The organism is Noviherbaspirillum sp. L7-7A, assembly GCF_019052805.1.
In the GTDB taxonomy this organism is placed as follows: Bacteria; Pseudomonadota; Gammaproteobacteria; order Burkholderiales; family Burkholderiaceae_D; genus Noviherbaspirillum_A.
The window spans coordinates 1,748,375-1,771,277 of sequence record NZ_JAHQRJ010000001.1 but is presented as its reverse complement, the minus strand read 5'-3'; the positions used below and the strand labels follow the sequence as shown (position 1 = coordinate 1,771,277).

The 22,903-nt window shown below is 65.7% G+C and carries 20 protein-coding genes; 13 read left to right on the top strand and 7 right to left on the bottom strand.

Annotation, left to right across the window (positions count from 1 at the left end; genetic code table 11):
- Window positions 1-108 precede the first annotated feature (108 nt).
- The gene (gene opgC, locus KTQ42_RS08060) at window positions 109-1,269 is read left to right on the top strand and encodes an OpgC domain-containing protein (protein ID WP_217345042.1); all 1,161 of its coding nucleotides are present in this window, start codon (window positions 109-111) and stop codon (window positions 1,267-1,269) included.
- A 126-nt stretch (window positions 1,270-1,395) separates the two neighbouring features.
- Here opgC and KTQ42_RS23915 read toward each other — a convergent pair whose 3' ends face one another.
- Both KTQ42_RS23915 and KTQ42_RS23910 read right to left on the bottom strand, forming a co-directional pair.
- Window positions 1,396-1,758, bottom strand: a complete 363-nt coding sequence (locus KTQ42_RS23915; RefSeq protein ID WP_249222683.1) for a cytochrome c — start codon at window positions 1,756-1,758, stop codon at window positions 1,396-1,398.
- Window positions 1,755-2,288 carry a cytochrome c gene (locus tag KTQ42_RS23910; protein WP_249222682.1) on the bottom strand — a complete coding sequence of 178 codons (534 nt, stop codon included), beginning with the start codon at window positions 2,286-2,288 and terminating at the stop codon, window positions 1,755-1,757. The genes KTQ42_RS23915 and KTQ42_RS23910 overlap by 4 nt, the downstream gene beginning before the upstream one ends.
- A 278-nt stretch (window positions 2,289-2,566) precedes the next feature.
- On the opposite strand from KTQ42_RS23910, the gene KTQ42_RS08050 reads away from it, so the two are divergent.
- From KTQ42_RS08050 to mntP, 5 genes are all read left to right on the top strand, one after another.
- The gene (locus KTQ42_RS08050; protein WP_249222681.1) at window positions 2,567-2,965 is read left to right on the top strand and encodes a cytochrome c; all 399 of its coding nucleotides are present in this window, start codon (window positions 2,567-2,569) and stop codon (window positions 2,963-2,965) included.
- A gap of 50 nt (window positions 2,966-3,015) precedes the next feature.
- Entirely contained in the window at window positions 3,016-3,993 is a 978-nt protein-coding gene (locus KTQ42_RS08045) for a cytochrome c oxidase subunit II (RefSeq protein WP_217345041.1), read from the top strand.
- Window positions 3,990-6,524 carry a cytochrome c oxidase subunit I gene (gene ctaD, locus KTQ42_RS08040; RefSeq protein ID WP_217345040.1) on the top strand — a complete coding sequence of 845 codons (2,535 nt, stop codon included), beginning with the start codon at window positions 3,990-3,992 and terminating at the stop codon, window positions 6,522-6,524. The genes KTQ42_RS08045 and ctaD overlap by 4 nt, the downstream gene beginning before the upstream one ends.
- A gap of 26 nt (window positions 6,525-6,550) precedes the next feature.
- A complete protein-coding gene (locus KTQ42_RS08035) occupies window positions 6,551-6,862 on the top strand; it encodes a hypothetical protein (RefSeq protein WP_217345039.1) in 312 nt (103 codons plus the stop codon).
- 601 nt (window positions 6,863-7,463) lie between these two features.
- A complete protein-coding gene (gene mntP, locus KTQ42_RS08030; protein ID WP_217345038.1) occupies window positions 7,464-8,039 on the top strand; it encodes a manganese efflux pump MntP in 576 nt (191 codons plus the stop codon).
- Between the two features lie 6 nt (window positions 8,040-8,045).
- Here mntP and KTQ42_RS08025 read toward each other — a convergent pair whose 3' ends face one another.
- Together KTQ42_RS08025 and KTQ42_RS08020 are read right to left on the bottom strand one after the other, a co-directional pair.
- On the bottom strand, window positions 8,046-9,092 hold the full coding sequence (locus KTQ42_RS08025; RefSeq protein WP_217345037.1) for a GGDEF domain-containing protein: 1,047 nt from the start codon (window positions 9,090-9,092) through the stop codon (window positions 8,046-8,048).
- A 131-nt stretch (window positions 9,093-9,223) separates the two neighbouring features.
- Window positions 9,224-11,893, bottom strand: a complete 2,670-nt coding sequence (locus tag KTQ42_RS08020) for an EAL domain-containing protein (protein WP_217345036.1) — start codon at window positions 11,891-11,893, stop codon at window positions 9,224-9,226.
- 285 nt (window positions 11,894-12,178) lie between these two features.
- Here KTQ42_RS08020 and KTQ42_RS08015 point away from each other — a divergent pair, with 285 nt between their 5' ends.
- From KTQ42_RS08015 to KTQ42_RS07995, 5 genes are read left to right on the top strand one after another with little or no spacing between them, the layout of a single operon-like run.
- Window positions 12,179-12,952, top strand: coding sequence for an SDR family oxidoreductase (locus KTQ42_RS08015; RefSeq protein ID WP_217345035.1), 774 nt, complete (start codon window positions 12,179-12,181; stop codon window positions 12,950-12,952).
- A 48-nt stretch (window positions 12,953-13,000) separates the two neighbouring features.
- Complete coding sequence (locus KTQ42_RS08010) at window positions 13,001-14,083, top strand: phosphotransferase (protein WP_217345034.1); 1,083 nt, start codon at window positions 13,001-13,003, stop codon at window positions 14,081-14,083.
- 21 nt (window positions 14,084-14,104) lie between these two features.
- Complete coding sequence (locus tag KTQ42_RS08005; protein ID WP_217345033.1) at window positions 14,105-15,328, top strand: acyl-CoA dehydrogenase family protein; 1,224 nt, start codon at window positions 14,105-14,107, stop codon at window positions 15,326-15,328.
- A gap of 30 nt (window positions 15,329-15,358) precedes the next feature.
- Entirely contained in the window at window positions 15,359-17,032 is a 1,674-nt protein-coding gene (locus KTQ42_RS08000) for a long-chain fatty acid--CoA ligase (protein ID WP_217345032.1), read from the top strand.
- 27 nt (window positions 17,033-17,059) lie between these two features.
- Window positions 17,060-17,845: an SDR family oxidoreductase gene (locus tag KTQ42_RS07995; protein ID WP_217345031.1), complete on the top strand. Its 786-nt coding sequence runs from the start codon at window positions 17,060-17,062 to the stop codon at window positions 17,843-17,845.
- A 531-nt stretch (window positions 17,846-18,376) separates the two neighbouring features.
- Here KTQ42_RS07995 and KTQ42_RS07990 read toward each other — a convergent pair.
- Entirely contained in the window at window positions 18,377-18,577 is a 201-nt protein-coding gene (locus KTQ42_RS07990) for a hypothetical protein (RefSeq protein WP_217345030.1), read from the bottom strand.
- 202 nt (window positions 18,578-18,779) lie between these two features.
- Here KTQ42_RS07990 and KTQ42_RS07985 point away from each other — a divergent pair, with 202 nt between their 5' ends.
- Both KTQ42_RS07985 and KTQ42_RS07980 read left to right on the top strand, forming a co-directional pair.
- Entirely contained in the window at window positions 18,780-19,097 is a 318-nt protein-coding gene (locus tag KTQ42_RS07985; protein WP_217345029.1) for a hypothetical protein, read from the top strand.
- A gap of 197 nt (window positions 19,098-19,294) precedes the next feature.
- Entirely contained in the window at window positions 19,295-20,380 is a 1,086-nt protein-coding gene (locus KTQ42_RS07980; RefSeq protein WP_217345028.1) for an endonuclease/exonuclease/phosphatase family protein, read from the top strand.
- A gap of 18 nt (window positions 20,381-20,398) precedes the next feature.
- Here KTQ42_RS07980 and bla read toward each other — a convergent pair whose 3' ends face one another.
- Both bla and KTQ42_RS07970 read right to left on the bottom strand, forming a co-directional pair.
- Entirely contained in the window at window positions 20,399-21,295 is an 897-nt protein-coding gene (gene bla, locus KTQ42_RS07975; protein ID WP_217345027.1) for a class A beta-lactamase, read from the bottom strand.
- Between the two features lie 416 nt (window positions 21,296-21,711).
- Entirely contained in the window at window positions 21,712-22,890 is a 1,179-nt protein-coding gene (locus KTQ42_RS07970) for a flagellar hook-length control protein FliK (RefSeq protein WP_217345026.1), read from the bottom strand.
- Between the last annotated feature and the right edge of the window lie 13 nt (window positions 22,891-22,903).

The window sequence follows — 22,903 nt, the reverse complement described above, 5'->3', positions numbered from 1 at the left end:
TTAACAAGTGGCGTGAAAAATATTTTACTAACTGTCTGATGCGAAAGTAATTTGTGCGTTTGGCCTGAAAATTGCATTGTTAAATGAAAAGTGCTCATTTAACAAATTATGGCAAACCGCGATTTCCGTCTCGACACGCTGCGTGGCATCTTTCTGGCAATCATGATGACCGACCATCTGGGTACGCGGATGGCCGAGTTCACGTACCAGCCCCTGGGCTTTGTGTCGGCAGCGGCTGCGTTTGTGATGCTGTCCGGCTATATGAATGCCTATACCTCGCCAGCCATCAACCCCGGCCCGCCTGCGCTGCTTCGTCAGGCGTGGAAGCGGGCGGCGCGGGTCTACCGATACCACTTCGTGCTGCTGCTGGCGCTGCTTGCCCTTGCCATGGTCATGACCTCGTATCTGCACCGTCCCACGCCGCTCTATCCCGACCATGGCGGCGCGCTGGCCATGCTGCTGTACGGCGCGCTGCTGCTGCACCAGCCGTCGTATATGGACATCCTGCCGATGTATTTCCTCTTCCTGCTGCTCAGCCCGCCGCTGCTGGCGGCGCTGCACCGGGGGCATGACCGGATCGTGATCGGAGCCAGCATCGCATGCTGGCTGCTCGGCCAGTATTTCGATCCGCAGGAATGGCTGGAACAGCGCCTCGGTACCGGCGTCAGCACCGGTTCCTTCAACCTGCTTTCCTGGCAGCTGCTCTGGGTAAGCGGCATCTATGCCGGTTTCCTGCACAAAGTGCGACGCCAGACGGCATTCTTCCGGCATCCTGCCTGTCTGGCGATCGCGGTGGTTCTTGCCGCCGGCTTTTTTCTGGCACGGCATCAGCTCCTGCCGGTCAGTAACGCGCTACTGGCCTATGTGGAAAAGGAAGACCTGCGCATTCTTCGCGTGGCCAATATCGCAAGCCAGGCGGTGCTGTTCTGCTGGCTCATCAGGCTGGTGCCGGCCAGCCGCGGCCTGCCGTGGTTTAGCCTGCTGGGCAGGTATTCGCTGCCGGTGTTTTCCTTTCACATCCTTCTCGTCTATCTGCTCGAGCCACTGTCCTGGCGTGTCGCCTACTGGTCTGGCTACAGCGTCAATTTCCTGTACACGGCGGCGGTGCTGGCTACCCTGACCTTGCCGGCATTGTTCTACCGGGCTTATGAGCGGGCGTTGACGGCAGGCGGTGCGCGTACATGGGCAGGGCGGATGCGAGCGATGGCGCTGGCGGGAAGGCATCCATTCTCGGGCGGGAAGCCGGTGCGCGCGCTTGACGCCAAATAGAGCAGGGCCTGCAACGCCACGCTGAAAGGCCGGTGACCATGATTGACGCCAACCGTGCAAGTCCACCGCGTCGCCAAGCCCGGCGCTGGCAATCCCGCTCTCACCGCTGCACAACGACGCCGGTAATCAATCCAGCGTCAGCAGATAAGCCACCATATCCTTCGCATCTTCCTCGCTAACACCGAGCGCAGGCATTGCGGTATGCGGATCAATCTTTTGCGGCTCGCGTATCCAGCGCGCCAGGTTTGCCGGCGTATTGGGCAGGTTGCGGGCGATGACGCGCCGCTTGGCAAAGCCTTCCAGAGGCGGACCGACATGCACTGCCGAGCCGGTGATGCCGGGAATCTGGTGGCAGGCATGACAGGCATACTGGGTCAGGGCCAGCCTGCCGCGCACCGGGTTTCCTGTCACGCCTTGCGGCGCCGGTTTCTGGCCGCAGCCAGCGAGCAGGCCCGCAAGCCCGAGCGCGCACCATGCGCGCCAGCTCATCGCGCAGCCTCCGCCATCGCGGCATAGTCGCGTGGCGACAGGGCCGGCAGCTGAGCCATGAAGGCCACCACCGCCCAGATGTCCTCCTCCGCAAGCCGGAATTCCCAGGCCGGCATGCCGCTCATCTTGATGCCGTGCCGGGTGATCCAGTACAGCTCGCCCGGCTTCCAGCGCCTTGCGGCGTCGACCAGCGGGCCCGGAATCGGCTGCATGCTCATGCCGATGTCGTGCTGCGCCACGCCCGGCGCGCCGTGGCACTGCACGCAGCGCCCGGCATAGAGTGACGCGCCACGGCGCACCATCTGCGTTGCCGACAGGTCGGGCGGCGTGATGGCGCGCGCATGATGGCGAACCGAGTAATGCATGCCCTTTTCGAGCAGGGTGTGGACCGGCTGCCAGTGCTGCCTGGTGGCGCCGATGTTGTACCAGCCGGAAAACAGCAGCAGCGAGCCGGCAAGCGCAGCCAGAACGATGCCAGCCGCCAGCGTGGCGGCCACTGTCAGCAGGACCAGGCGCTTGTTGGAAGTCATGAGAGCGTTGATGTGATGGAAGCGGGAAGTTGCCTGAAGCCGGATGCGGGTCATTCTGCACGGCCTGCAACGCATGTCGCCGCGTCCGCGCAAGCGCTGGCGTTTTGAGCGCGGCAATTTTCCTCTTTCTTGTGCGGACCGTAGCGGCGGCAGGGGAAAACTCGGCAGAATTTGCCATCGCGTCCCGCGCACCATTCTTTCCCCACGCTTCCTGAACCAGCCGTCATGAATCTGCACCGTTCCTCCTTCCTTCACCATGCCTTGCGGCTGACAACGGCATGGAGCAGGGCCTGAGCATGGCGCGGTGCGGCCATGCAGGCGCTCTCAGTGCGGCACTGTGCCTGCTGTTGCTGGCCGCCTGCGGCCGCGATGACGAGGCGGCGCCGCGGGTTGCCGGTGGCGATGCGGCGCGCGGCATCGGGCTGATGGCGCAATACCAGTGCGGCGCCTGCCATGCCATTCCCGGCGTGCAGGCCGCGGGCGGCGACAGCGGCCCGTCGCTGGACAGGTTCGGGCGCCGCAGCTATATCGCCGGCCGCCTGCCCAACATGCCCGACAGGCTGGTGGCATGGATCGTCGATCCGCCGGCGCTGGTCCCCGGCACCCGCATGCCCGTGATGGGCGTGTCGGAAAACGATGCGCGCCACATCGCAGCCGCGCTCTACACACTGCGATGATGCGCAAGGCCTGTCATCGTCATCGACATCGCCCGCGGGCATGCCTGGCCATGCTGCCGGCCGCGCTGCTGCCAGGCTGCGGCGCGCGGCTCTCGCAGTCGGTGCTGCATCCCGCCGGCCCGGATGCGGCCATCATCACCCAGCTCAGCTGGCTGCTGTTCGGCGGCGGCCTGGTCGTCTTTCTGGGCGTGATGCTGCTGCTTGCGCTGTCGCTGCGCAGCGGCCGGCCGGCCGGCACGCTGTTGTGGATCGCCGGCGGCGGCATCGTGCTGCCGGTGGCGGTGCTGTCGGCGCTGCTGCTGTTTTCCACCTGGCGCAGCGGCCAGCTCAGCACCCGCACCTCGCAGGACGCGCTGCATGTATCGGTCACGGCGCGCATGTGGTGGTGGGAGGTGCGCTACCGCGACGCCGCCAGCGGCCGCGACATCGTGCTGGCCAATGAACTGCATCTGCCGGTCGGACGCAAGGTGTATGTGGGCCTGTCCGCAAGCGACGTGATCCACAGTTTCTGGGTGCCGGCGCTGGGCGGCAAGTTGGATGCGATACCCGGCCGCGTCAACGGCCTGGTGCTGCATGCGGACCGGCCCGGCGTGCATCGCGGCCAGTGCGCGGAATACTGCGGCGAGCAGCACGCGAAAATGGCATTGCATGTGGTGGCCGAAAGCCAGCAGGATTTCGACGCCTGGCTGGCCGCCCAGGCGCGGCCAGCCGCATCGCCGGCCGGCGATGCGCTGGTCGAGCGTGGCCGCGCCGTCTTCCTGGCGCAGCGCTGCAATGCCTGCCACGCGATACGCGGCGTGACCGACAACACCGACGACGCCGGCGACGGCACGCTGGGGCCGGACCTGACCCATGTCGGCAGCCGGCGCTACCTGGGCGCGGGCACGCTGCCCAACCATGCCGGCGCGCTGGCAGGATGGATCGCCGGCGCGCAGGCGCTCAAGCCGGGTGCGCGCATGCCGTCGTTCGAGCGCATCGACGGCGCCAGCCTGTCGGCGCTGGCAGCCTATCTGGAGCATCTGAAATGAACCAGCGCGCTCCCGCATGCGCCGATGGCCTGCCCAGTTCGCTGCCGCGTCCCGACGGCGAACTGGCGCGGCTGGAGGCGGTATGGAAAACCCCGCGCGGCTGGCGCTTCTTCAAGAGCGTCAACAACACCAGTATCGGCCTGCTCTATATCGGCACCGCGCTCTTGTTCTTCCTGCTGGCCGGCATCCTGGGCCTGCTGATGCGGCTGCAACTGGCCGTGCCCGACAACACCCTGCTGGGGCCGGCCGCCTACAACCAGGTCTTCACCATGCATGGCACCGTGATGATGTTCCTGTTCGCCATTCCGGTGGTGGAGGCAATCGCGGTGTACCTGCTGCCCGGCATGCTGGGCGCACGCGACCTGCCGTTCCCGCGGCTGTCGGCCTACGCCTACTGGGCCTATGCCTTTGGCGGCCTGGCCTTCTTCTGCACGCTCTTCTTCGGCCTGGCGCCGGACGGCGGCTGGTTCATGTATCCGCCGCTGACGGGCACCAGGTATTCGCCTGGGATGAATGCCGACTTCTGGCTGCTGGGCATCGGCTTCATCGAGATTTCCGCCATTGCCGGCGCGATCGAGCTGATCGTCGGTATCCTCTTCACCCGCGCGCCGGGCATGACGCTCTCGCGCATGCCGGTCTATGCCTGGGCCATGCTGGTGGTGGGCGTGATGATCGTCTTTGCCTTTCCCGCCATCATCGCCGGCACCGCGCTGCTGGAAATGGAGCGCGCCTTCGACTGGCCCTTCTTCATTGCCGAGCGTGGCGGAGACCCCTTGCTGTGGCAGCACCTGTTCTGGTTCTTCGGCCATCCGGAGGTCTATATCATCTTCCTGCCGGCGGCCGGCATGGTGTCGACCATGATTCCCACCATCGCCGGCCAGCCGCTGGTCGGGCGCGGCATGGTGATCGTGGCGCTGGTGGCGGTGGGCTTCTTCAGCTTCGGACTGTGGGCGCATCACATGTTCACCGCCGGCCTGGGCCTGATGTCGATGAGCTTCGTGTCGGTGGCCAGCATGGCCGTGGCGGTGCCGACCTCTATCCAGGTGTTCGCATGGATTGGCACGCTGTGGCGCGGCACCATACGCATCAGCGGTCCGGCGCTGTTCCTGCTCGGTTTCATGTTCATCTTCGTGCTGGGCGGCCTGACCGGCGTGATGGTGGCGGTGCTGCCCTTCGACTGGCAGGTGCATGACACCTACTTCATCGTCGCGCACTTTCACTACGTGCTGATCGGCGGCATGGTCTTCCCGGTGTTCGCGGCGATGTATTACTGGCTGCCGCTGGTCAACGGCAATCTGCTCTCGGAGCGGCTGGCGCGCTGGATCTTCGCGCTGATGTTCGGCGGCTTCAACATCGCCTTCTTTCCCATGCACCTGACCGGCCTGCTGGGCATGCCGCGCCGGGTCTATACCTATGGCGCCGGGCAGGGCTGGGACTGGCTCAACATGGTTTCCACCGTAGGCGCCTTCCTGTTTGCCGGCGGCGTGCTGCTGTTCATCGTGGATGCGGTGCGCGCGCTGCGCCGGCCGGCGCGCGAGGCCGGCAATCCCTGGCGCGCCTCCACGCTGGAATGGCTGCCCTCGGAAGACCATGCAACCCGCAGCATTGCGCAGGTCGACAGCGCCGACCCGCTGTGGCACAGGCCCGCGCTGATGGAGGAAGTGCAGGCCGGCCGCCACTGGCTGCCGGGCACGGCTACCGGGCTGCGCGAGACCATTGCCACTTCGCCCATTGCCGCGCATCCCCGTTACCTGATGGTGCTGCCTGGCGACAGCTGGTGGCCGCTGGTCGCTGCCGCCGGCACCGCCGGCTTTTTCCTGCTGCTGACGCTCAAGCTCCATGTCGTCGCATGGCTGTTCGGCCTGGCCGCCATTGTCGGCGTACTGGCCTGGCTATGGCAGTCCGACCAGCCGCCGCCGCAACCGGCAGCCAGGGTGTCGGACCAGCTCTGGCTGCCGGTCAATGCGACTGGTCCGGCGTCGCAGTCCTGGTGGGCGACGATGATCATGCTGGTGGTCGACGCCACCGTGTTTGCATCCTTCCTGTTTGCCTTCATCCATCTGTCGATGCGCCTGGAGATCTGTCCGCCAGCGGGTGCCGCGCTGCCGCCCGCGCCATGGCCGCTGCTGTCCTGCGCATTGCTGGCGGCGGGTTCGCTGCTGATTGCATGGGCCCGGCGGACATTGACGGCGCAATCTTCGCAGCGCTGGCTGCGTGTTGCGGTGGCGGCGGCAGCGCTGTGCGCCGCCGCTGCCTTCGCCGTCGAATGGCATGGCCAGCTGAAGGCGGGCCTGGCGCCGTCCTCGCAAGCCTGGAGCGCGACGGTGGCGGCAATGCTGAGCTACCAGGGCCTGCATGTGCTGGTGCTGCTGCTTGTCGCGCCTTATCTGCTGGCCCGGTCATGGAGCGGCCGCCTGGGCGCTGCCAGCCGCGCCACGTTGGACAACAGCGCCCTGATCTGGCATTACACGACGCTGCAGGGCCTTGTGTATGCGGCTGCGGCCAATTTGCTGCCGAGACTGATGGGCTGATCATGATGCGCGGCGATGATCACCTGATGCCCGTTCTGTTGCGCGCCAGCGCGCCGCTGCTGGCCTGGGGGGCGCATTTCTTTCTTTGCTATGCCTTCATTGCGATCGGCTGCACGGCTGGCATGGGCGAGACCATGTTGAAAGCGGTGTTGCTGGCCGCAACCGCGCTGGCGCTGGCGACCGTTGCGGCTATGGGATTGCGGTCATGGCGGCGCGTTAACGGCCCGGCGCCAAGTCGGCTGCGCGATCTGGCGGGCCTGTGCGGCGCCGGACTGGCTGCGATGGGGGTGGGCTGGACGATGATTCCCTTGTGGCTGCTGGGCGTTTGTGGTCGCTAGGTTCTGCGGAAGGCGGATGCCGTGGAATGCCCCTTCGGGGTATTCCACCCTGCCAATGCGGTGGTGGCTGTTATTTGTGAGCTTCGTTGAACGGACCGGCACCACAATGGCTGTTCAAGCCAAACCGTCGAGATACTCGTCGGGTGGCATACCCCGAAGGGGCATGCCACGATGGTCGAGGAAGCCAAGCCACCGAAGCAGCCTGTCGTTTTGCCGACAAAGTAAAGACCCAGCAACGCCCAGCTCCTTGCCGGATGACACAAGGTGGGCGGGTCAAACAAACACCGCATCGTTCAATGCGCGGGACACCGCCGGCACGGCGCGCTCGACGGATGTCAAAAGTGTAGGCTACGCCACCACACATCCCGATCCTTCGCCATCACCGCTTAAACAATCGCCCCGATCGTGTTATATTCCCGCGTCCTTTGGGGAGTAGCCTGCTTCCGTCCCCCGGAAGCGCCCGCGTCAACATACTCGGCGATGTTCCATCCCGTGGCGCCGGCAGCCTTGCAGTTCGGGTTGGCGAGACTAATGGCATGACGCCGCGCCCAGGTCGGGCCGCGCCGCATGCCTTTTTTCGTGCCCGACCCGGAATATCCAGATGAATTTTCCCGCTACATTCCTGCTTGCCCTTGCCATGTCCACCGATGCCTTCGCCGCCGCGGTCGGCAAGGGCGCCGCACTGCATCGTCCCCATCTGCGCGAAGCGCTGCGTACCGGCCTCATTTTCGGCGTGATCGAAGGCCTGACCCCGGTGATCGGCTGGCTGCTGGGAACGGTGGCGGCGCCCTATGTGTCCGCCTTCGACCACTGGATCGCCTTTGTCCTGCTGGGCGGCCTGGGGCTGCGCATGATACGGGAAGGCGCATCGGGCGACGAGGAAGAGGAAGAGGCGGAAAAGCCGGGCCGGCATTCCTTCTGGCTGCTGGCCATCACCGGCTTTGCCACCAGCATCGATGCCATGGTGGTCGGCGTGGGCCTCGCCATCATGGAAGCCAACATCGTCGTCACCGCCGCGGCCATTGGTTTTTCCACCTTCGTGATGGTGACCCTGGGCGTGATGCTGGGACGCGTGCTGGGCCGCATCGCCGGCAAGCGCGCCGAGATCATGGGCGGCATCATCCTGATCGGCATCGGCTCGCTGATCCTGTACGAGCACCTGGGTGCGCCGGCCTGAGGCGCACTAGAAGATCTCCACGCTGCCGCTGGGCGACTGCACCTGCAGCAGCCGGGCGGCAACCAGCTGGTCATACAGCTGGATCTGGTTGCGGCCATGCTGCTTGGCATAGTAGAGGGCCTGGTCGGCATGGCCCAGGATCACTACCGGCGTGTCGCTGCTGATGCTGGCATAGCCCAGGCTGACGGTGACCCGGCCCACCTGCGGAAAGTCATGCTCCTCCACCGTCTTGCGAAAGCGCTCGAAGGCCAGCGACGCATTCTTCAGCGTGACCGCGCGCAGCAGCACCACGAATTCCTCGCCGCCAAAGCGGAAGATGCGCTCGTTGGAGCGGAACGAAGCCTTCAGCATATTGGCCACCAGGATCAGCACCTCGTCGCCGTACACATGGCCGAAGCGGTCGTTGATGTTCTTGAAGTGGTCGATGTCGACCACGGCCAGCCAGTTTTCCCTTGCCTGCGCGCTGTGGCGACGTTCGGCGCGGCCGGGCAGCTGAGCCTGCCGGGCATGGCCGCTCTGCGCGGTCATGCGGGCGAAGCGGGTATCGAAGGTGCGGCGGTTGAGCAGGCCGGTCAGGGCATCGCGCTCGCTGTAGTCGATGAGATTCTTGTGGTTGGCGTAGACCTTGACGATGCCCCTGATCAGCGTCCTGGTGTCGGCGTCGCAAGGCGCTGCATATTCCAGCCTGACGCAGCAGCAAACCCGGTCCCCCAGGCATACCGGCAGCCAGAGCAGGCAATGGCCGTTGCCGTCCCTCTGTTCCAGTTCACCCGCCTTGCGCCGGATGGCGTCGGCCAGCGCAGCATCGCAGGGCGTCACGCGCACCGATTTCTCCGGGTCGGCCGGCGCTTCGAACTCGGAGCGTACGCGCCCATTGCCCTGCATCGTCACCCTGGTCTGCAGGTAGAAGTCATCCGCCGCCTGGATCACGGCCAGCGTTGCCGCCGACAGCGCGCCGGTAAGCTGGTGCAGCGCGGAAGCCAGCGCGATGTCCAGCGTCTCGTGCTCCCGGCAACGGGTGATCTCGGCAAAATGGAAAAGGAGCAAGTCCAAGCGCAGTCCTCAAGAGGGGCAATGCAGGGGCGGCCTTGCAAATTGGAAATGGCCTGCGTGTATCAAACGGGTGACATGCTACCGCATTCGGCGTGCGTGCAATTGATTGCGACGGCCTCCGGCGCCGGACTTCATGCCGTGGTCGCGGTGGCGTCCTTCGCCCGCAGCAGCGCCGGCACCGCATCGGCTTCGATCGGGAGGCTGAACAGGTAACCCTGGTAGGCATGGCAGCCGAGCTCGCGCAACAGGTCGAGCTGCCGCGGCGTTTCGACGCCTTCGGCCACCACTGTCATCTTCAAACCCTGGCACAGGCTGATGATGGTGCGCACGATGGCCAGGCTGTCTTCGTCGTGGCCCAGGTCGCGGATGAAGGCGCGGTCGATCTTCAGGCACTGGGCCGGGAAGCGCTTGAGGTAGGCCAGGCTGGAATAGCCGGTGCCGAAGTCATCGATGGCGATGTCCACGTCCAGCGAGCGGATGTCGTGCAGCAGCACATCGACATCCTCGTGGCTGGCCATGACCGTGCCTTCGGTAATCTCCAGTTCCAGGCTGCCCGGCGCGATGCCGCTGGCGGCGAGGCACTGGCGCAGCATCGGGATCAGGGCGTCGCGGTGGAACTGGCGCGGCGACAGGTTCACCGCTACCTTCACCTGCCGCCCCAGGCTGTCCTGCCAGGCGCGCATCTGGCGGCAGGCTTCCGCCACCACCCAGGCGCCTATGCTGACGATCACGCCGCTGGCCTCGGCGATGGGGATGAAGCGCGTCGGCGGCACATCGCCCAGTACCGGGCTGGTCCAGCGCAGCAGGGCCTCGAAGCCAGTGATGCGCCCGCTCGGGATGTCGACCTTGGGCTGATAGACCAGCCGCAGTTCGCCGCGCTGCAGTGCCTGGCGCAACTGGCTTTCCATCGCCAGCCGCTCGTCCAGCACCAGGTGGCTGCTTTCGGAAAAGAACTGGACGGCATCCTGTCCTTCGCCGGCGGCCCGGTGGCGCGCCACATCGGCGCGGCGCAACAGCTCTTCGGCCGCGCTGCCGTCGTCGGGGAAGGACGCAATGCCGATTGCCGGGCCGAGATAGAAGTCGCGCTGGCCCACCGCAAGCGCCTCCGACAGCGCGCCGTGCAGCGTGGAGGCGAAGGAGGCGAGCTTGTCACGCCCGCCGTCGCAGCGGATCAGCAGCGCGAACTGATTGCTCATGGTGCGCGCCACCGAGGCATCCGGCGCGGATTGGCGCAGCAGCTGCGCTACCTGCCGCAGCACGGTGTCGCCGGCGGCATGGCCCATCAGGTCGATGATTTCCTGCAGCCGTTCCAGCGACAGCGCCAGCACGCCCACGCACTCGCCGCCGGCGGCAGCGGCATGGATCTCCGTGTCCAGGATGCGCAGGAAGCGCGCCTGGTTGGGCAGCTCGGTCAGCAGGTCGAAGTCGGCCAGATAGGCCAGCCGCACTTCCGCCATCTTGCGTTCGGAAATGTCGGTGCGCACGCAGACAAGCTGGGCTTCGCCGGTGTCGCTGATCAGCCGTGAGGTGGTGCTGATGAAGGTGCGCAGTTGCCCGGCGCTGTCCACGACTTCGGTTTCGTCGGCCATGTCGCCGGCGCCTGCCAGGACCTGGGCATAGGTCTGTTCGCGCTCGCCGGCGCCATGCGCATCCGGCGTTTCCTGTTCCAGCCGGCCCAGCAGTTCCTCGCGCCGCTTGCCGGCGAAGCGGCAATAGGCATCATTGACCAGCACGAAGCGGCGCTGGCTGTTGAGCACGTACACCGGGCTGGCGATGGCGCCCAGGATGCTGCCCAGATAATCGGCGCTCCTGGCCAGGCGCGCCTCGCTGGCGCCGAGGCGCTCGATCAGCGCGGAACGGCGCGCTGCATCGCGCGAAATGCGCCATGCCATGACCGATAGCGAGAGGGTCGCCAGGCTGAGCAAACCAACCGCGATCGCCACCCGCTCATGCCAGAATGCCAGCGCGTCCTCCTTGTCCATGCCGGCAATCATCACCAGCGGATAGCTGCGCACCTTGCTGTAGCCATAGATGCGGCGCACGCCATGGGTCGGGCTGGTGGCTTCGAATGCGCCGACGGCGGATGCCGGCAGCTGGGTCTGGAACAGCGGCGTATCGGCAAATGACCGGCCGATCACGCCTGCCGCCGCCGGCCCGCGCGCCAGCATGGTGCCATCGGCGTGCATCAGCGTGATCGAGCCGCCATCGCCCAATGCCACCTGCGCATAGAGGTCAATGAAATAGGCCGAGTCGATGCGCGCAACCATGGCGCCAATGCGCTTGCCACTGTCGTCGAGCAGCGGCCGGCCCAGTGTCAGGATGCCGCGTCCGGTGGCGGCATCGATGGCGCTGATGGTGATGGCCAGTGCGCTGTCCGGCCCCGGAACCGCATTGGCAGGCATGCCGGGCTGCAGCGGGCTGCCTGCGAGCAGGCGGCCGTCCTGATCCAGCAGCGAAATGCCCAGCACATCGCGTGGCAACGGCGGCCGGCGCATCGCCGGGCGCTGGACGCTCGCGTCTGGCGCTGTCCGTGCCTCGCTTTCCAGGTAGTCCTCGCGGGCATTGTCGAGCAGGCGGTCCAGTGCGTAAGCGGCGCTTGCCGTCTGCGCGGAGAAGGCGGTGGCCAGGTTGCGCAGGTTGTTCTGTTCCTGCCGCAGGGTGTCGTGATAGCTGGCCGTCAGGGCCAGCGCAGTGCACAGCACCATCACCAGCAGGAGGGCGATGGCGGCGATGCAAAGCAGCGGCCGCAGCGGCGGCGCTGGCGCATGCTGGGCATTGAGCGGTTTGTTGAAAGAAAACATGCGGCGGCTGGTGATTCGATCGGCAGGCAGTCTTGCCCCTTAACAACTGGGCCGCCGCTACTCTACTGGAAACTCGGCAGGAATGAGTGCGATTATTAAACATTTTATTCAAATGTGTTCACATTCTGTGTAAAACGCCAACCTCGTTCGGCTTTACTTGACCGTTCACGGCTGCTACCATTGGTCGATAATGAAACAATGTTTTGCTATGCAGAACAAATTGGGCGCCCTGCAGGTTTCGGGCTGATAAGCGATCCGACGCATGGCGCTTGAGGAGACAAGACAATGAGTGTGAAGAAGCTATTCGACCTGAACGGCAGGGTCGCCCTAATCACCGGCGGCTCCCGCGGCCTGGGCCTGCAGATGGCCGAGGCGCTGGCCGAGATGGGCTGCCGCCTCGCCATCACCGCGCGCAAGGCCGATGAGCTGCAGGAAGCGAAACAGCATCTCGAAGCGCAGGGCGCGGAAGTGCTGGCCATCGCCAGCGACCTGTCCGACACCGCCGGCATTCCTGCCATGGTGGAGCAGGTGGTGCAGCGCTACGGCACCATCGACATCCTGGTCAACAATGCCGGCGCCACCTGGAACGCGCCGGCCGAAGACTATCCGGATCATGCCTGGCACAAGGTGATGAACCTGAACGTGGATGCGCTGTTCTTCGTCGCCCGCGAAGTGGCGCGGCGCTGCATGATTCCGCGGCAGTCGGGCAAGATCATCAACATCGCCTCGGTGGCCGGCCTGCGCGGCAGCGCCACCAATGTCACCACGGTGGCCTATCACACCTCCAAGGCGGCGGCGGTGAACATGACCCGCGCGCTGGCGTCCGAATGGGGCAAGTACAACATCAACGTCAATGCGATCTGCCCCGGCTTCTTCCCGTCGAAGATGTCGGCCGGCCTGCTGGAAAAGGTAGGCGAGGGCATCATTGCCCGGGCGCCGCTGCACCGCATCGGCGGCGACGAGGACCTGAAGGGCTCGGTGGTCTTCCTGGCCAGCGAAGCCTCGCGCCACATCACCGGCCAGGCGCTGGCGGTGGATGGCGGCGTCAGCGCCGTCTGATTTTTCATCTCACGCTACAAAGGGACGGCGCGCGCGTCGTTGCATTCCATGAGTTCAGATCCGCAAGACCGTTTTACAGGCACCCGGCCGGTGGCGCCGCAGCATGCCTTCGATACCGCGAAGCTGGCCGCCTTCATGCGCGACCATGTCGAGGGATACAGCGGCGAGCTGCAGGTCGAGCAGTTCAAGGGCGGCCAGTCCAACCCGACCTTCCTGCTCTCGGCCGGCGGCAGGAAATATGTGCTGCGCCGCAAGCCGCCCGGCACGCTGCTGCCCTCGGCCCATGCGGTGGACCGCGAATACCGCGTCATCAGCGCGCTGGCCGATACCGACGTGCCGGTCGCGAAGGCCTATGCGCTGTGCGAGGACGAAAGCATCATCGGCACCGCCTTCTACATCATGGATTACGTGCAGGGCCGCATCCTTTGGAATTCGGCGCTGCCCGACCATGCGCCGGCCGAGCGGGCTGCGCTGTTCGACGAGATGAACCGGGTGATCGCCGCGCTGCACAGCGTGGACTACCAGGCCGTCGGCCTGGAAGGCTATGGCAAGCCCGGCAACTACCTGGAGCGGCAGGTGGCGCGCTGGACCAAGCAATACCGCGCTTCCGAAACCGAGCGCATCGAGGCGGTGGAAAACCTGATCGCCTGGCTGCCGGCCAACATCCCGGCCGGCGACGAAACCCGCATCGTGCATGGCGACTACCGCATCGACAACGTGATCTTCCATCCGACCGAGCCGAAGATCCTGGCGGTGCTGGACTGGGAGCTGTCGACGCTGGGCCATCCGCTGGCCGACTTCGCCTACCACTGCATGACCTGGCGCATGCCGCCCGGACCCTCGCGCGGCATGGCCGGGCTGGATTTGCCGGCGCTCGGCATCCCGACCGAGGGGCAGTACCTGGAAGCCTACTGCCGCCGCACCGGCCGCGCCGACATTTCCAGGAGCGACTGGGAGTACTACATGGTGTTCAATATGTTCCGCCTGACCGGCATCCTGCAGGGCATCATGGCGCGGGCGCTGCAGGGCAATGCCTCCAGCGCCGAGGCGATGGTCGCCGGCAAGCGCGCCCGTCCGCTGGCCGAGCTGGCCTGGCAACTGGTGGAACGCAATCAGCAACGCGCACGTTAATCGAGACAACAGGAGACAACAATGCAATTCAGCTATTCCGACAAGGTCATCGACCTGCAGAAGCGGGTCACCGCCTTCATGGACGAGCATGTGTATCCGGCCGAGGAAGCCTTCGAAGCCGAGATGGACGCCGCCCGCAAGAACGGCAATCCCTGGGTGCCGACCAGGACCGTGGAAGCGCTGAAGGAAAAGGCGCGCGCCGCCGGCCTGTGGAACCTGTTCCTGCCCGAGTCCGACATGGGCGCTGGCCTGACCAACCTGGAATACGCGCCGCTGTGCGAGATCATGGGCCGCTCCCATATCGGCCCGGAAGCCTTCAACTGCTCCGCGCCCGACACCGGCAACATGGAAACCCTGGCGCGCTATGGCACGAAGGAGCAGCAGGACCAGTGGATGAAGCCGCTCCTGGCCGGCGAGATCCGCTCCGCCTTCGCCATGACCGAGCCCGACGTGGCATCGTCGGACGCGACCAACATCGAGGCCCGCATCGAGCGCGACGGCGACGAATATGTGATCAACGGCCAGAAATGGTGGACCTCGGGCGCCAACGATCCGCGCTGCAAGATCCTGATCTTCATGGGCAAGACCGACCCCGACAATCCGAACCGGCACAAGCAGCAGTCGATGATCCTGGTGCCCATGGACGCGCCGGGCGTGACCGTGCTGCGCCACCTGCCGGTATTTGGCTATGACGACGCGCCGCATGGCCATGCCGAAGTGCGCTTCGAGAATGTGCGGGTGCCTGCTTCCAACATCCTGCTGGGCGAGGGCCGCGGCTTCGAGATCGCCCAGGGCCGCCTGGGACCGGGCCGCATCCATCACTGCATGCGCCTGATCGGCCGCGCCGAGCGCGCGCTGGAGAAGATGTGCCGGCGCTCGCTGAAGCGGGTGGCCTTCGGCCGCCCGGTGGCCGACCAGGGCGTGACCCGCGAGCGCATCGCCAACTCGCGCATCCTGATCGACCAGGCCCGTTTCCTGGTGCTCAACGCCGCCTACATGATGGACACGGTGGGCAACAAGGCTGCCGCCAAGGAGATCGCGATGATCAAGGTGGCTGCGCCCAACATGGCCTGCCAGGTCATCGACTGGGCCATCCAGGCGCACGGCGGCGGCGGCGTCAGCGAGGACTTCGGCCTGGCGCGCGCCTATGCCAGCTCGCGCACCCTGCGCCTGGCCGACGGCCCGGACGAAGTGCACCGCAACGCCATCGCCAAGCTGGAACTGGCGCGCTACAAAGAACGCTGATCGCAGCAAGTTTTAGAGGAAGCCGTATCCATGTCGGACCGTCACCTGGCCTTCTGGCCCAAGAATCAGCCGCGGCACCTGACGCTGCCGCGGACCAATCTGTTCTTCAACGCCGAAGTGTCGGCGGCGCGTTACCCGGACAAGCCTTTCCTGGTGTACTACGACACGCCGGTGACCTTCCTGCAGTTCAAGGAGGAGGCTGAGCGCATCGCCGGCTTCCTGCAGCGGGAATGCGGCGTGAAGAAGGGCGACAGGGTCCTGCTGTACATGCAGAACAGCCCGCAGTTCGTGCTGGCCTACTACGGCATCCTGCGCGCCGACGCGGTGGTGGTGCCGGTCAACCCGATGAACATGACCGAGGAACTGCGTCATTACGTCAGCGACACCAGCGCCGCGGTGGCCTTCGCGCCGCAGGACCTGCTGGGCAACATCGCGCCGCTGCTGGGCGAAGGCCTGAAGCACATCGTGGTGGCGGCCTATTCGGACTACATCCGCACCGGGCATGACTATGCGGCGCCAGCCTTCATCACCGCGCCGCGCGAGCCGGTGGCCGGCGCCGGCCTGACCGCCTGGAGCGAGATGCTCTCGCGCGGCCTGCAGCCCGGCCCGATGACGGCCGGCCCGGACGACCTGGCCGTGATGCCTTACACCTCGGGCACCACCGGCCATCCGAAAGGCTGCATGCATACCCACCGCAGCGTGATGTACAACGCGGTGGCCGGCATGACCTGGGTGGGCACCTTGCCGGACTCGGTGCTGCTGTCGGTGCTGCCGTTCTTCCATGTGACCGGCATGCAGGGCAGCATGAACACGCCGCTGTATGCAGGCGCCACGCTGGTGATGCTGCCGCGCTGGGACCGCGACGTGGCTGCCCGCCTGATACAGCGCTACCGCGTCAACGGCGTGCAGCTGATCTCGGCGATGGTGGTCGATTTGCTGTCGCATCCCGGCATCGGCGAGTACGACCTGTCGTCGATCAACCGCATCAGCGGCGGCGGCGCGGCGATGCCGGAAGCCATTGCGCAAAAGCTCAACGACATGCTGGGCATACCCTATGTGGAAGGCTACGGCATGTCCGAAACCATGGCCGCCACCCATCTGAACCCGATGCAGCGGCCCAAGAAGCAATGCCTGGGCATGCCGCTGTACGACGTCGATTCCCGGGTGATCGACGCCCACACCTTGCTCGAAGTGCCGCAGGGCGAGTCGGGCGAGATCATCGTCAGCGGGCCGCAGGTGATGCAGGGCTACTGGAACAATCCGGGCGCCACGCAGGACGCCTTCATCGAACGCGACGGCAAGCGCTTCCTGCGCACCGGCGACATCGGCATGGTGGACGAGGACGGCTACTTCTTCATGGTCGACCGCTTGAAGCGCATGATCAACGCCTCCGGCTTCAAGGTCTGGCCGGCCGAGGTGGAAGCGCTGATGTACCACCATCCGGCCATACGGGAAGCCTGCATCATCGCCGCGCCCGACGCCAAGCGCGGCGAGACGGTGAAGGCGGTGGTGGTGCTCAAGGAGGAATATCGCGGCAAGCTCAGCGAGCAGGACATCATCGACTGGGCGCACGAAAACATGGCGGCCTACAAGAGCCCGCGCATCGTCGAGTTCCGGGACACGCTGCCCAAGTCAGGCTCGGGCAAGGTGATGTGGCGCGAGATGCAGGAACAGGCCATGGCAGACGCCCGGACCGCCGGCTGACAAAACGAACACAAGGAGGAGACAGGCATGCGATTTCAGGACAAGGTAGCCATCGTCACCGGCGCGGCCAGCGGCATCGGACGCGCCACGGCGCAGCGGCTGTACGAAGAGGGCGCCGCGCTGGCGCTGGTGGACCGCAACGAGGAGGCGCTGGCCGCGCTGGCGGCGTCGATGCCGGACCCGCAGCGCGTGCTGTGGCGCGCATTCGATATCGGCAGCGAGGCCGAGGTGGAGCGCTTCGTGGCCGACGTGCATGCGCGTTACGGCCATGTCGACGTGCTGTGCAATAACGCCGGCATTGCCGGCGGCGATTACTCGCCCATCAGCGAGACCGACACCGAAGTCTGGCAGCGCATCCTGCAGGTCAATGTGATGGGCGCGGTGAACTTCACCAAGTATGTGTCGCGCATCATGCGCGAGCAGAAGGGCGGCGCCATCGTCAACACCGCCTCGGTGGCCGGCGTGCGCTCGGGCGCCGGCGGCAATGCCTACAGCGCCTCCAAGGCCGCCGTGATCAACCTGACCATGACCTCGGCCTGCGACCTCGGCCAGTATGCGGTGCGCGTCAATGCCGTCTGCCCCGGCCTGATCGAAACCGGCATGACCGCCCCGGTCTTCGAGCGCGCCCGCGCCGCCGACAAGGAAGGCAAGCTCGGCTCGCGCTGCGAGCTGCGGCGCTACGGCCGTCCGCAGGAAGTGGCCGCGGTGATTGCCTTCCTTGCCAGCGGCGATGCGAGTTATGTGACGGGGCAGGCGTTGCCGGTGGACGGGGGGAATACGGCTTCGCTGAATTTGCCGGGGATGAAGGTGTAGGGCGGAGCGACCCGCCCCGCAGGGCATTGCACATTTGGCCGATCAAGAAGCCGTAGCCTGGGTGGAGCGCAGCGCAACCCGGGATTGCCCGGTTTGCACAAGACACGCATCCCGCGCTTCCCCGGCCAATTCCCGACGCTTGCCTTGTCCATGTGGCTGGCACGATCGCTGGATTCAGCGATGAATGGCCCGGGTTGCGCTGCGCTCCACCCAGGCTACGAGTTCCACCAATGCCGTCGGCGCAACATGCCAAATGGACATGGCGCCGGTCGTCGATCTGGCGCAAAAGAGATAGTAGATGCAATACCCGAAGGGGGATTGCACGGATCGTCGATCAGTAAGAACACCATTTGCGGCCCAGGCGGCCGCACAGTGGAATGCCTTTCAAACAGCGCACCCGGCGGAAGGTTCTGCACCTGATGTTCGGTGCAATGCTCGAATCCCTGGGAACCTGTCTGTCCTGCGGGCACAATGATCTTCCAGGCTTCCCGATTCCCCTTCTTCGCGGCATTCCGTCCGGGTCTTACCAAACTAGTCGTCCAGAAACCCACCCTTGTAAAAACTCCATGCCGTGCCATCGTGCAGGTAAAAGAAGCCATCGGCACAGGCGTCCTTGCCCGGAAAGTAGTCCCGGTATTGCCGTGGCACCAGTCGCGCCAGTTCCTCTTCCCCCAGTTCCTCGAATTCCTCAGGCGTGATCGCCTGTCCGACCCGTAGTCTCCTGCCTGTCATACCAGCTCCTTGCGATGAGAGTAGGCATTATATAGAGGGCAGGGAGGGGATTTGCGCGCCAAAACCGCTGTTGGCCGGACAGCAGCAGGCCGCAAATGTTTCAGGAGTAAATACAAATGTAAATAATTGTTATCTTGTCTTCCAAATGCGGGGGTCGGCCGTTATGTGTCCTAAATCAACAATGTGTACGGAGATTTTCTTCATGACGACCCAAAACCGATTCGACGCCGATCTGACCGTCCGCTCTTTTGCCTACGTGGCAAAACAGCTCGCCCAGGGCGCCGCTGCCCCTTCGGCGCTGTATGAGCAGATCCTGGCGGAGGCGGAAAAGCATCGCGCCGCACTGCGCCTGATGCGCCGCGACATGGTCGAAAAGGTCGAAACCGCGCTGCGCAGCCGCACGCTGACTCGGGGCGAGTTCCAGCGCCTGTGCGATGCTGCAGTGCAAAAGATCGAACTGGCACAGCAATCCATTACCCGTATTGCCATGCAATATGCGCCGCAAAGGCTGGCTGCCTGACCAGCTTCGGCGTCAGGCGGCTAACAATGGTTGACGCCTGAAAGCATGATGGTCTGACAAGGTTGGACGGTTGAATGCGATCGGGCATGTGCCAGCATCCCAATAATTTCGCCAGCCGGGCCTGCATTTTTATCGCGCTCTGCGATTGTTCTTGTCTGTGGTCATTGTCGGTCTGACAGTTTTTTCTACAATGACGCATGTCCGAACTCGTCATTGCCGGTTTCACCGCCATCATTGTCCTGATGACCGTGGCGCCACTGTCGCGTTCCTCGCTCTGGTGGATACGCGGCCTGGATTTTCCGCGACTGCAGATTGCCGCAGCCGGCCTGCTGCTGCTCGCCGCGCAACTGGCCTTTCTCGACCTGAGCGAGTTTCCCGAGCAGCTCATGCCGGTCGCCACCGCCGCCTGCCTGCTCTACCAGGCCTGGTGGATCCTGCCTTACTTGCGTCCCTATCCCAATGAAGTGAGACTGACGCCGGCACCCGCCGACAACGACCGGGTGCGCATCCTGTCGTCCAATGTGCTGATGACCAACCGCAACGCCGACGCGCTGATTGCGCTGGTGCGCCAGCATCAGCCTGACATCCTGGTCACGCTGGAAACCGACGCCTGGTGGCAGAGCCGGCTTGACGTGCTGGAAAGCGAGTATCCCCACACCATCAAGTGCCCGCTGGAGAATACTTATGGGATGCATGTCTATTCCAGGCTGCCTCTGAAGGATGCCGAGACCCAGTTCCTGGTGCAGCCGGACGTGCCATCGATGCATGCGATGGCCATCCTGCGGTCGGGCCAGCCGGTGCGCATGCATTTTATGCATCCAGCGCCGCCCAGTCCGACCGAGAACGATGAATCGACCGAGCGCGATGCCGAATTGCTGGTGGTGGCGAAGAGCGTGGTGAAGGTGCCGGGCCCGGTGATCGTCGCCGGCGACCTGAACGATGTCGGCTGGTCGGCCACCACCCGGCTGTTCCGCAAGATCAGCGGCCTGCTCGATCCGCGGGTCGGACGCGGCATGTTCAATACCTTCCATGCGGGGCACTGGTTCATCCGCTGGCCGCTGGACCACCTGTTCCACAGCCGTCATTTCACGCTGTCGTTCATGCGGCGGCTGCCCAATGTCGGCTCCGACCATTTCCCGGTGCTGGTGGAACTGGTGCACGATGCCGCCGCCGGCGCCAGCCAGCAAGGGCTCACGGCCGATGATGAAGACAAGCAGGCTGCCAACGAAAAGATCGAAAAGGAGCCGGTGCGTCCTTCCGATGTGCACGAGCCGGAGGCATGAGCCGGCCTGCCTGCAGGTTCAGGCCAGCCAGTCGGCCACTATTCTTGCCGCCTGCGCCACGATCTCGTTGCGCGGTCTGGCGTCGAGCGCCGTGCCGGTCAGATAGATCGCCAGCGTGACCGGCGCCCGCTGCGGCGGCCATAGCACCGCAATGTCGTTGGTGCTGCCGTAGTCGCCGGTGCCGGTCTTGTCGCCGACCCGCCAGCCCGCAGGCATGCCGGCCCGGATGCGGCTGCCGCCTGTGGTGTTCCCCAACAGCCAGTCCTGCAGTTGCGCGCGCTGCGGCGCGGTCAGTTCAGCATCCAGCGCCAGCCGCTTCAGGGTCGCGCTCATCGCGGCCGGCGTGGTGGTGTCGCGCTCGTCGCCCGGCAGTGCCGAGTTCAGCGCGGTTTCCCAGCGGTCCAGGCGAAATGCCATGTCACCCACCGAGCGGGCATAGGCGGTCAGCGCCGATGGGCCGCCGACCAGCTGCAGCAGCAGGTTGCCGGCAGTGTTGTCGCTATGCTGGATGGCGGCCGCGCACAGTTCCCCGACCGTCATGCCGTCGCCGACATGTGCCCCGGTGACGGGAGAGTAGGTGACCAGGTCCTGCCGGGTATAGCGCATGCGCCGCTGCAGCAGGCCCGGGCTGCGGCTGCTTTGCGCCAGCACGGCGGCGGCAAGCACTGCCTTGAAGGTGCTGCACAGGGGAAAGCGTTCGTCGGCCCGCCAGGCCAGCGTCCTGCCGCTGCCGGTTTCGATGGCGCAGAGGCCAAGCCGGCCGTCGAAGCCTTGTTCCAGTGCCTGCAATTGCGCCAGCGCGGCTGAGTCGCGCGACGTGGGTGCACTGGTTTGGCAACCGGCGAGCAGGGGGAGGGCGGCGGCCCGCAGAAGCAGGCGGCGGCGGGGCAGTGGAAGCAAACGGGTGTCAGGCATGGACGGCTTCGAAGCGGCAGGGGAAAGAGGCCGCATTCTAGAGCGTTTCCAGCGTGACTGGCATCAGCCGGCCACGCGAGACTGCCATTGGAAGAGCCGCACCGGGGTAGGGTGCAATACCCGAAGGGCATTGCACCGCAGGCCGCATACCGGAAAGATCATTTCAAGGACCTTTCCTGGTCGACGAGTGGCGGAATGCCCCTTCGGGGTATTCCGCCCTACGACCTTAATGGCATGGCAACGAAGCCCAATGCCGTGTGCGCCACACCGGGGCCTGCAGCACGAGGCTGGTTCGGCCGAAAGCGCTTTAGAAGGATTTCAACCTTGCCGGCTTGCGCAGGCCGGTACGGCCGGTGCAGCTTAAGTCAGCCGCCGATTGCCGCAGCCGTGGCCGCCCCTCGGCCCTGGTCATGCCGTCAGGCGAAGGTGTCGACCGCGCCGTCGCGCGCAATCCGCACCACGCCCTGGCGCAGTTGCGGCGCTTCGGCGCCGCCATGGTCGGCATTGCCCCGCCCGCCGGACTTGCTACCGCCGTCGAAGCCGGCAAACTGCTGCTGGCCGCCGGCGCTCACATTGGCCTGGCCGAGCTGGATGCCGGATTCGCCCATCATTTCGCGCAGCCGCGGCAGCGCCGCTTCCAGCGCCTGCCTTACCTCGGGCTGCGCCGCCATGAAGTCCACCGTGGCCTGGTTGTTGCTGACGCTGAGCACGACCTGCATCGGTCCTAGCTCGGGCGGATTCATGGTCAGCGAGGCGCTCTGCTCGCCACCCTGGGCCATCCAGACGATCTTCTGTCCCAGGGCCTGGTCCCAGGCCGGCGTGCCGACTGCGGGTGTGAGCCTGTCGACATGGGCGGTGGGCGTGTGCACGGCCTGGGTCGCTGCCTGCAGCGTGGCCAGTACGGTGGCCGGGGCGGCATCGGCCTGCGTGGCGGCCTGCACGGCCACCGGGCGCTGGCTGGCGGCTTCGGCCACCGCCTTGCCGAAGGCGGCCTGCAGGTCGGGCGCGGGCTGGCCTTCACCCTTGCCGGCCAGCGCAGTGTCGCCTTCCTGCATCGTGGCTGCGGGTGCGCGCAGGTCCGGCGGACCCTGTGTTTCGGCATCCTTGCCGCCCTTGCCGATGGCGACTGCCGGCGGGGCGTCCGCTGCGGTGCCGGTTTCCTGCGCCGGCGTTGTGGTGGCAGCCGCGGTGGCGCTGGCCATGAGCTGCATCATCAGCGCCGCCTGGGGTGCGCCGGGAATATCGGCCAGGCTGGCTGCGCTGTCCTCCGCGGCGGGCTGTTCCGACTGCGCGGCTTCGGTGGTTGGCGCGGCTGCCGGCCCGGCGGCGCCTGGCTGCGCCGGGGGCTGCTCCGCTGCCTCGGTGCGGCCGGTCTGCTGACCGGACTCGGCCTTGTGCGCCTGCGGCCGTGCCGCCTCGGGCGCGCGGGCCTGCTGCTGCGGCGCGGCATTGGCCTGCGACGGCGGCCGCTGTGCCACCTCCCGCGAGAGCAACTGGTTGAACGGGGTGGATGGCTGCTGCGCTCCGGCCTTGGCGGCGGCCGCGTTTCCGGCACCCAGGCCAGCCAGCGTATTGACGATCGAAGGGAGATTCATATGCGGCCCATCC

Coding starts and splice junctions, on each gene's coding strand:
- opgC (WP_217345042.1), top strand. CDS start 109: ATGGCAAACCGCGATTTCCGTCTCGACACGCTGCGTGGCATCTTTCTG.
- ctaD (WP_217345040.1), top strand. CDS start 3,990: ATGAACCAGCGCGCTCCCGCATGCGCCGATGGCCTGCCCAGTTCGCTG.
- KTQ42_RS07970 (WP_217345026.1), bottom strand. CDS start 22,890: ATGAATCTCCCTTCGATCGTCAATACGCTGGCTGGCCTGGGTGCCGGA.
- KTQ42_RS07995 (WP_217345031.1), top strand. CDS start 17,060: ATGCGATTTCAGGACAAGGTAGCCATCGTCACCGGCGCGGCCAGCGGC.
- KTQ42_RS07990 (WP_217345030.1), bottom strand. CDS start 18,577: ATGACAGGCAGGAGACTACGGGTCGGACAGGCGATCACGCCTGAGGAA.
- KTQ42_RS23910 (WP_249222682.1), bottom strand. CDS start 2,288: ATGACTTCCAACAAGCGCCTGGTCCTGCTGACAGTGGCCGCCACGCTG.
- KTQ42_RS08020 (WP_217345036.1), bottom strand. CDS start 11,893: ATGTTTTCTTTCAACAAACCGCTCAATGCCCAGCATGCGCCAGCGCCG.
- KTQ42_RS08050 (WP_249222681.1), top strand. CDS start 2,567: ATGGAGCAGGGCCTGAGCATGGCGCGGTGCGGCCATGCAGGCGCTCTC.
- KTQ42_RS07985 (WP_217345029.1), top strand. CDS start 18,780: ATGACGACCCAAAACCGATTCGACGCCGATCTGACCGTCCGCTCTTTT.
- bla (WP_217345027.1), bottom strand. CDS start 21,295: ATGCCTGACACCCGTTTGCTTCCACTGCCCCGCCGCCGCCTGCTTCTG.
- KTQ42_RS08045 (WP_217345041.1), top strand. CDS start 3,016: ATGCTGCCGGCCGCGCTGCTGCCAGGCTGCGGCGCGCGGCTCTCGCAG.
- KTQ42_RS07980 (WP_217345028.1), top strand. CDS start 19,295: ATGTCCGAACTCGTCATTGCCGGTTTCACCGCCATCATTGTCCTGATG.
- KTQ42_RS23915 (WP_249222683.1), bottom strand. CDS start 1,758: ATGAGCTGGCGCGCATGGTGCGCGCTCGGGCTTGCGGGCCTGCTCGCT.
- mntP (WP_217345038.1), top strand. CDS start 7,464: ATGAATTTTCCCGCTACATTCCTGCTTGCCCTTGCCATGTCCACCGAT.
- KTQ42_RS08005 (WP_217345033.1), top strand. CDS start 14,105: ATGCAATTCAGCTATTCCGACAAGGTCATCGACCTGCAGAAGCGGGTC.
- KTQ42_RS08000 (WP_217345032.1), top strand. CDS start 15,359: ATGTCGGACCGTCACCTGGCCTTCTGGCCCAAGAATCAGCCGCGGCAC.
- KTQ42_RS08015 (WP_217345035.1), top strand. CDS start 12,179: ATGAGTGTGAAGAAGCTATTCGACCTGAACGGCAGGGTCGCCCTAATC.
- KTQ42_RS08010 (WP_217345034.1), top strand. CDS start 13,001: ATGAGTTCAGATCCGCAAGACCGTTTTACAGGCACCCGGCCGGTGGCG.
- KTQ42_RS08035 (WP_217345039.1), top strand. CDS start 6,551: ATGCCCGTTCTGTTGCGCGCCAGCGCGCCGCTGCTGGCCTGGGGGGCG.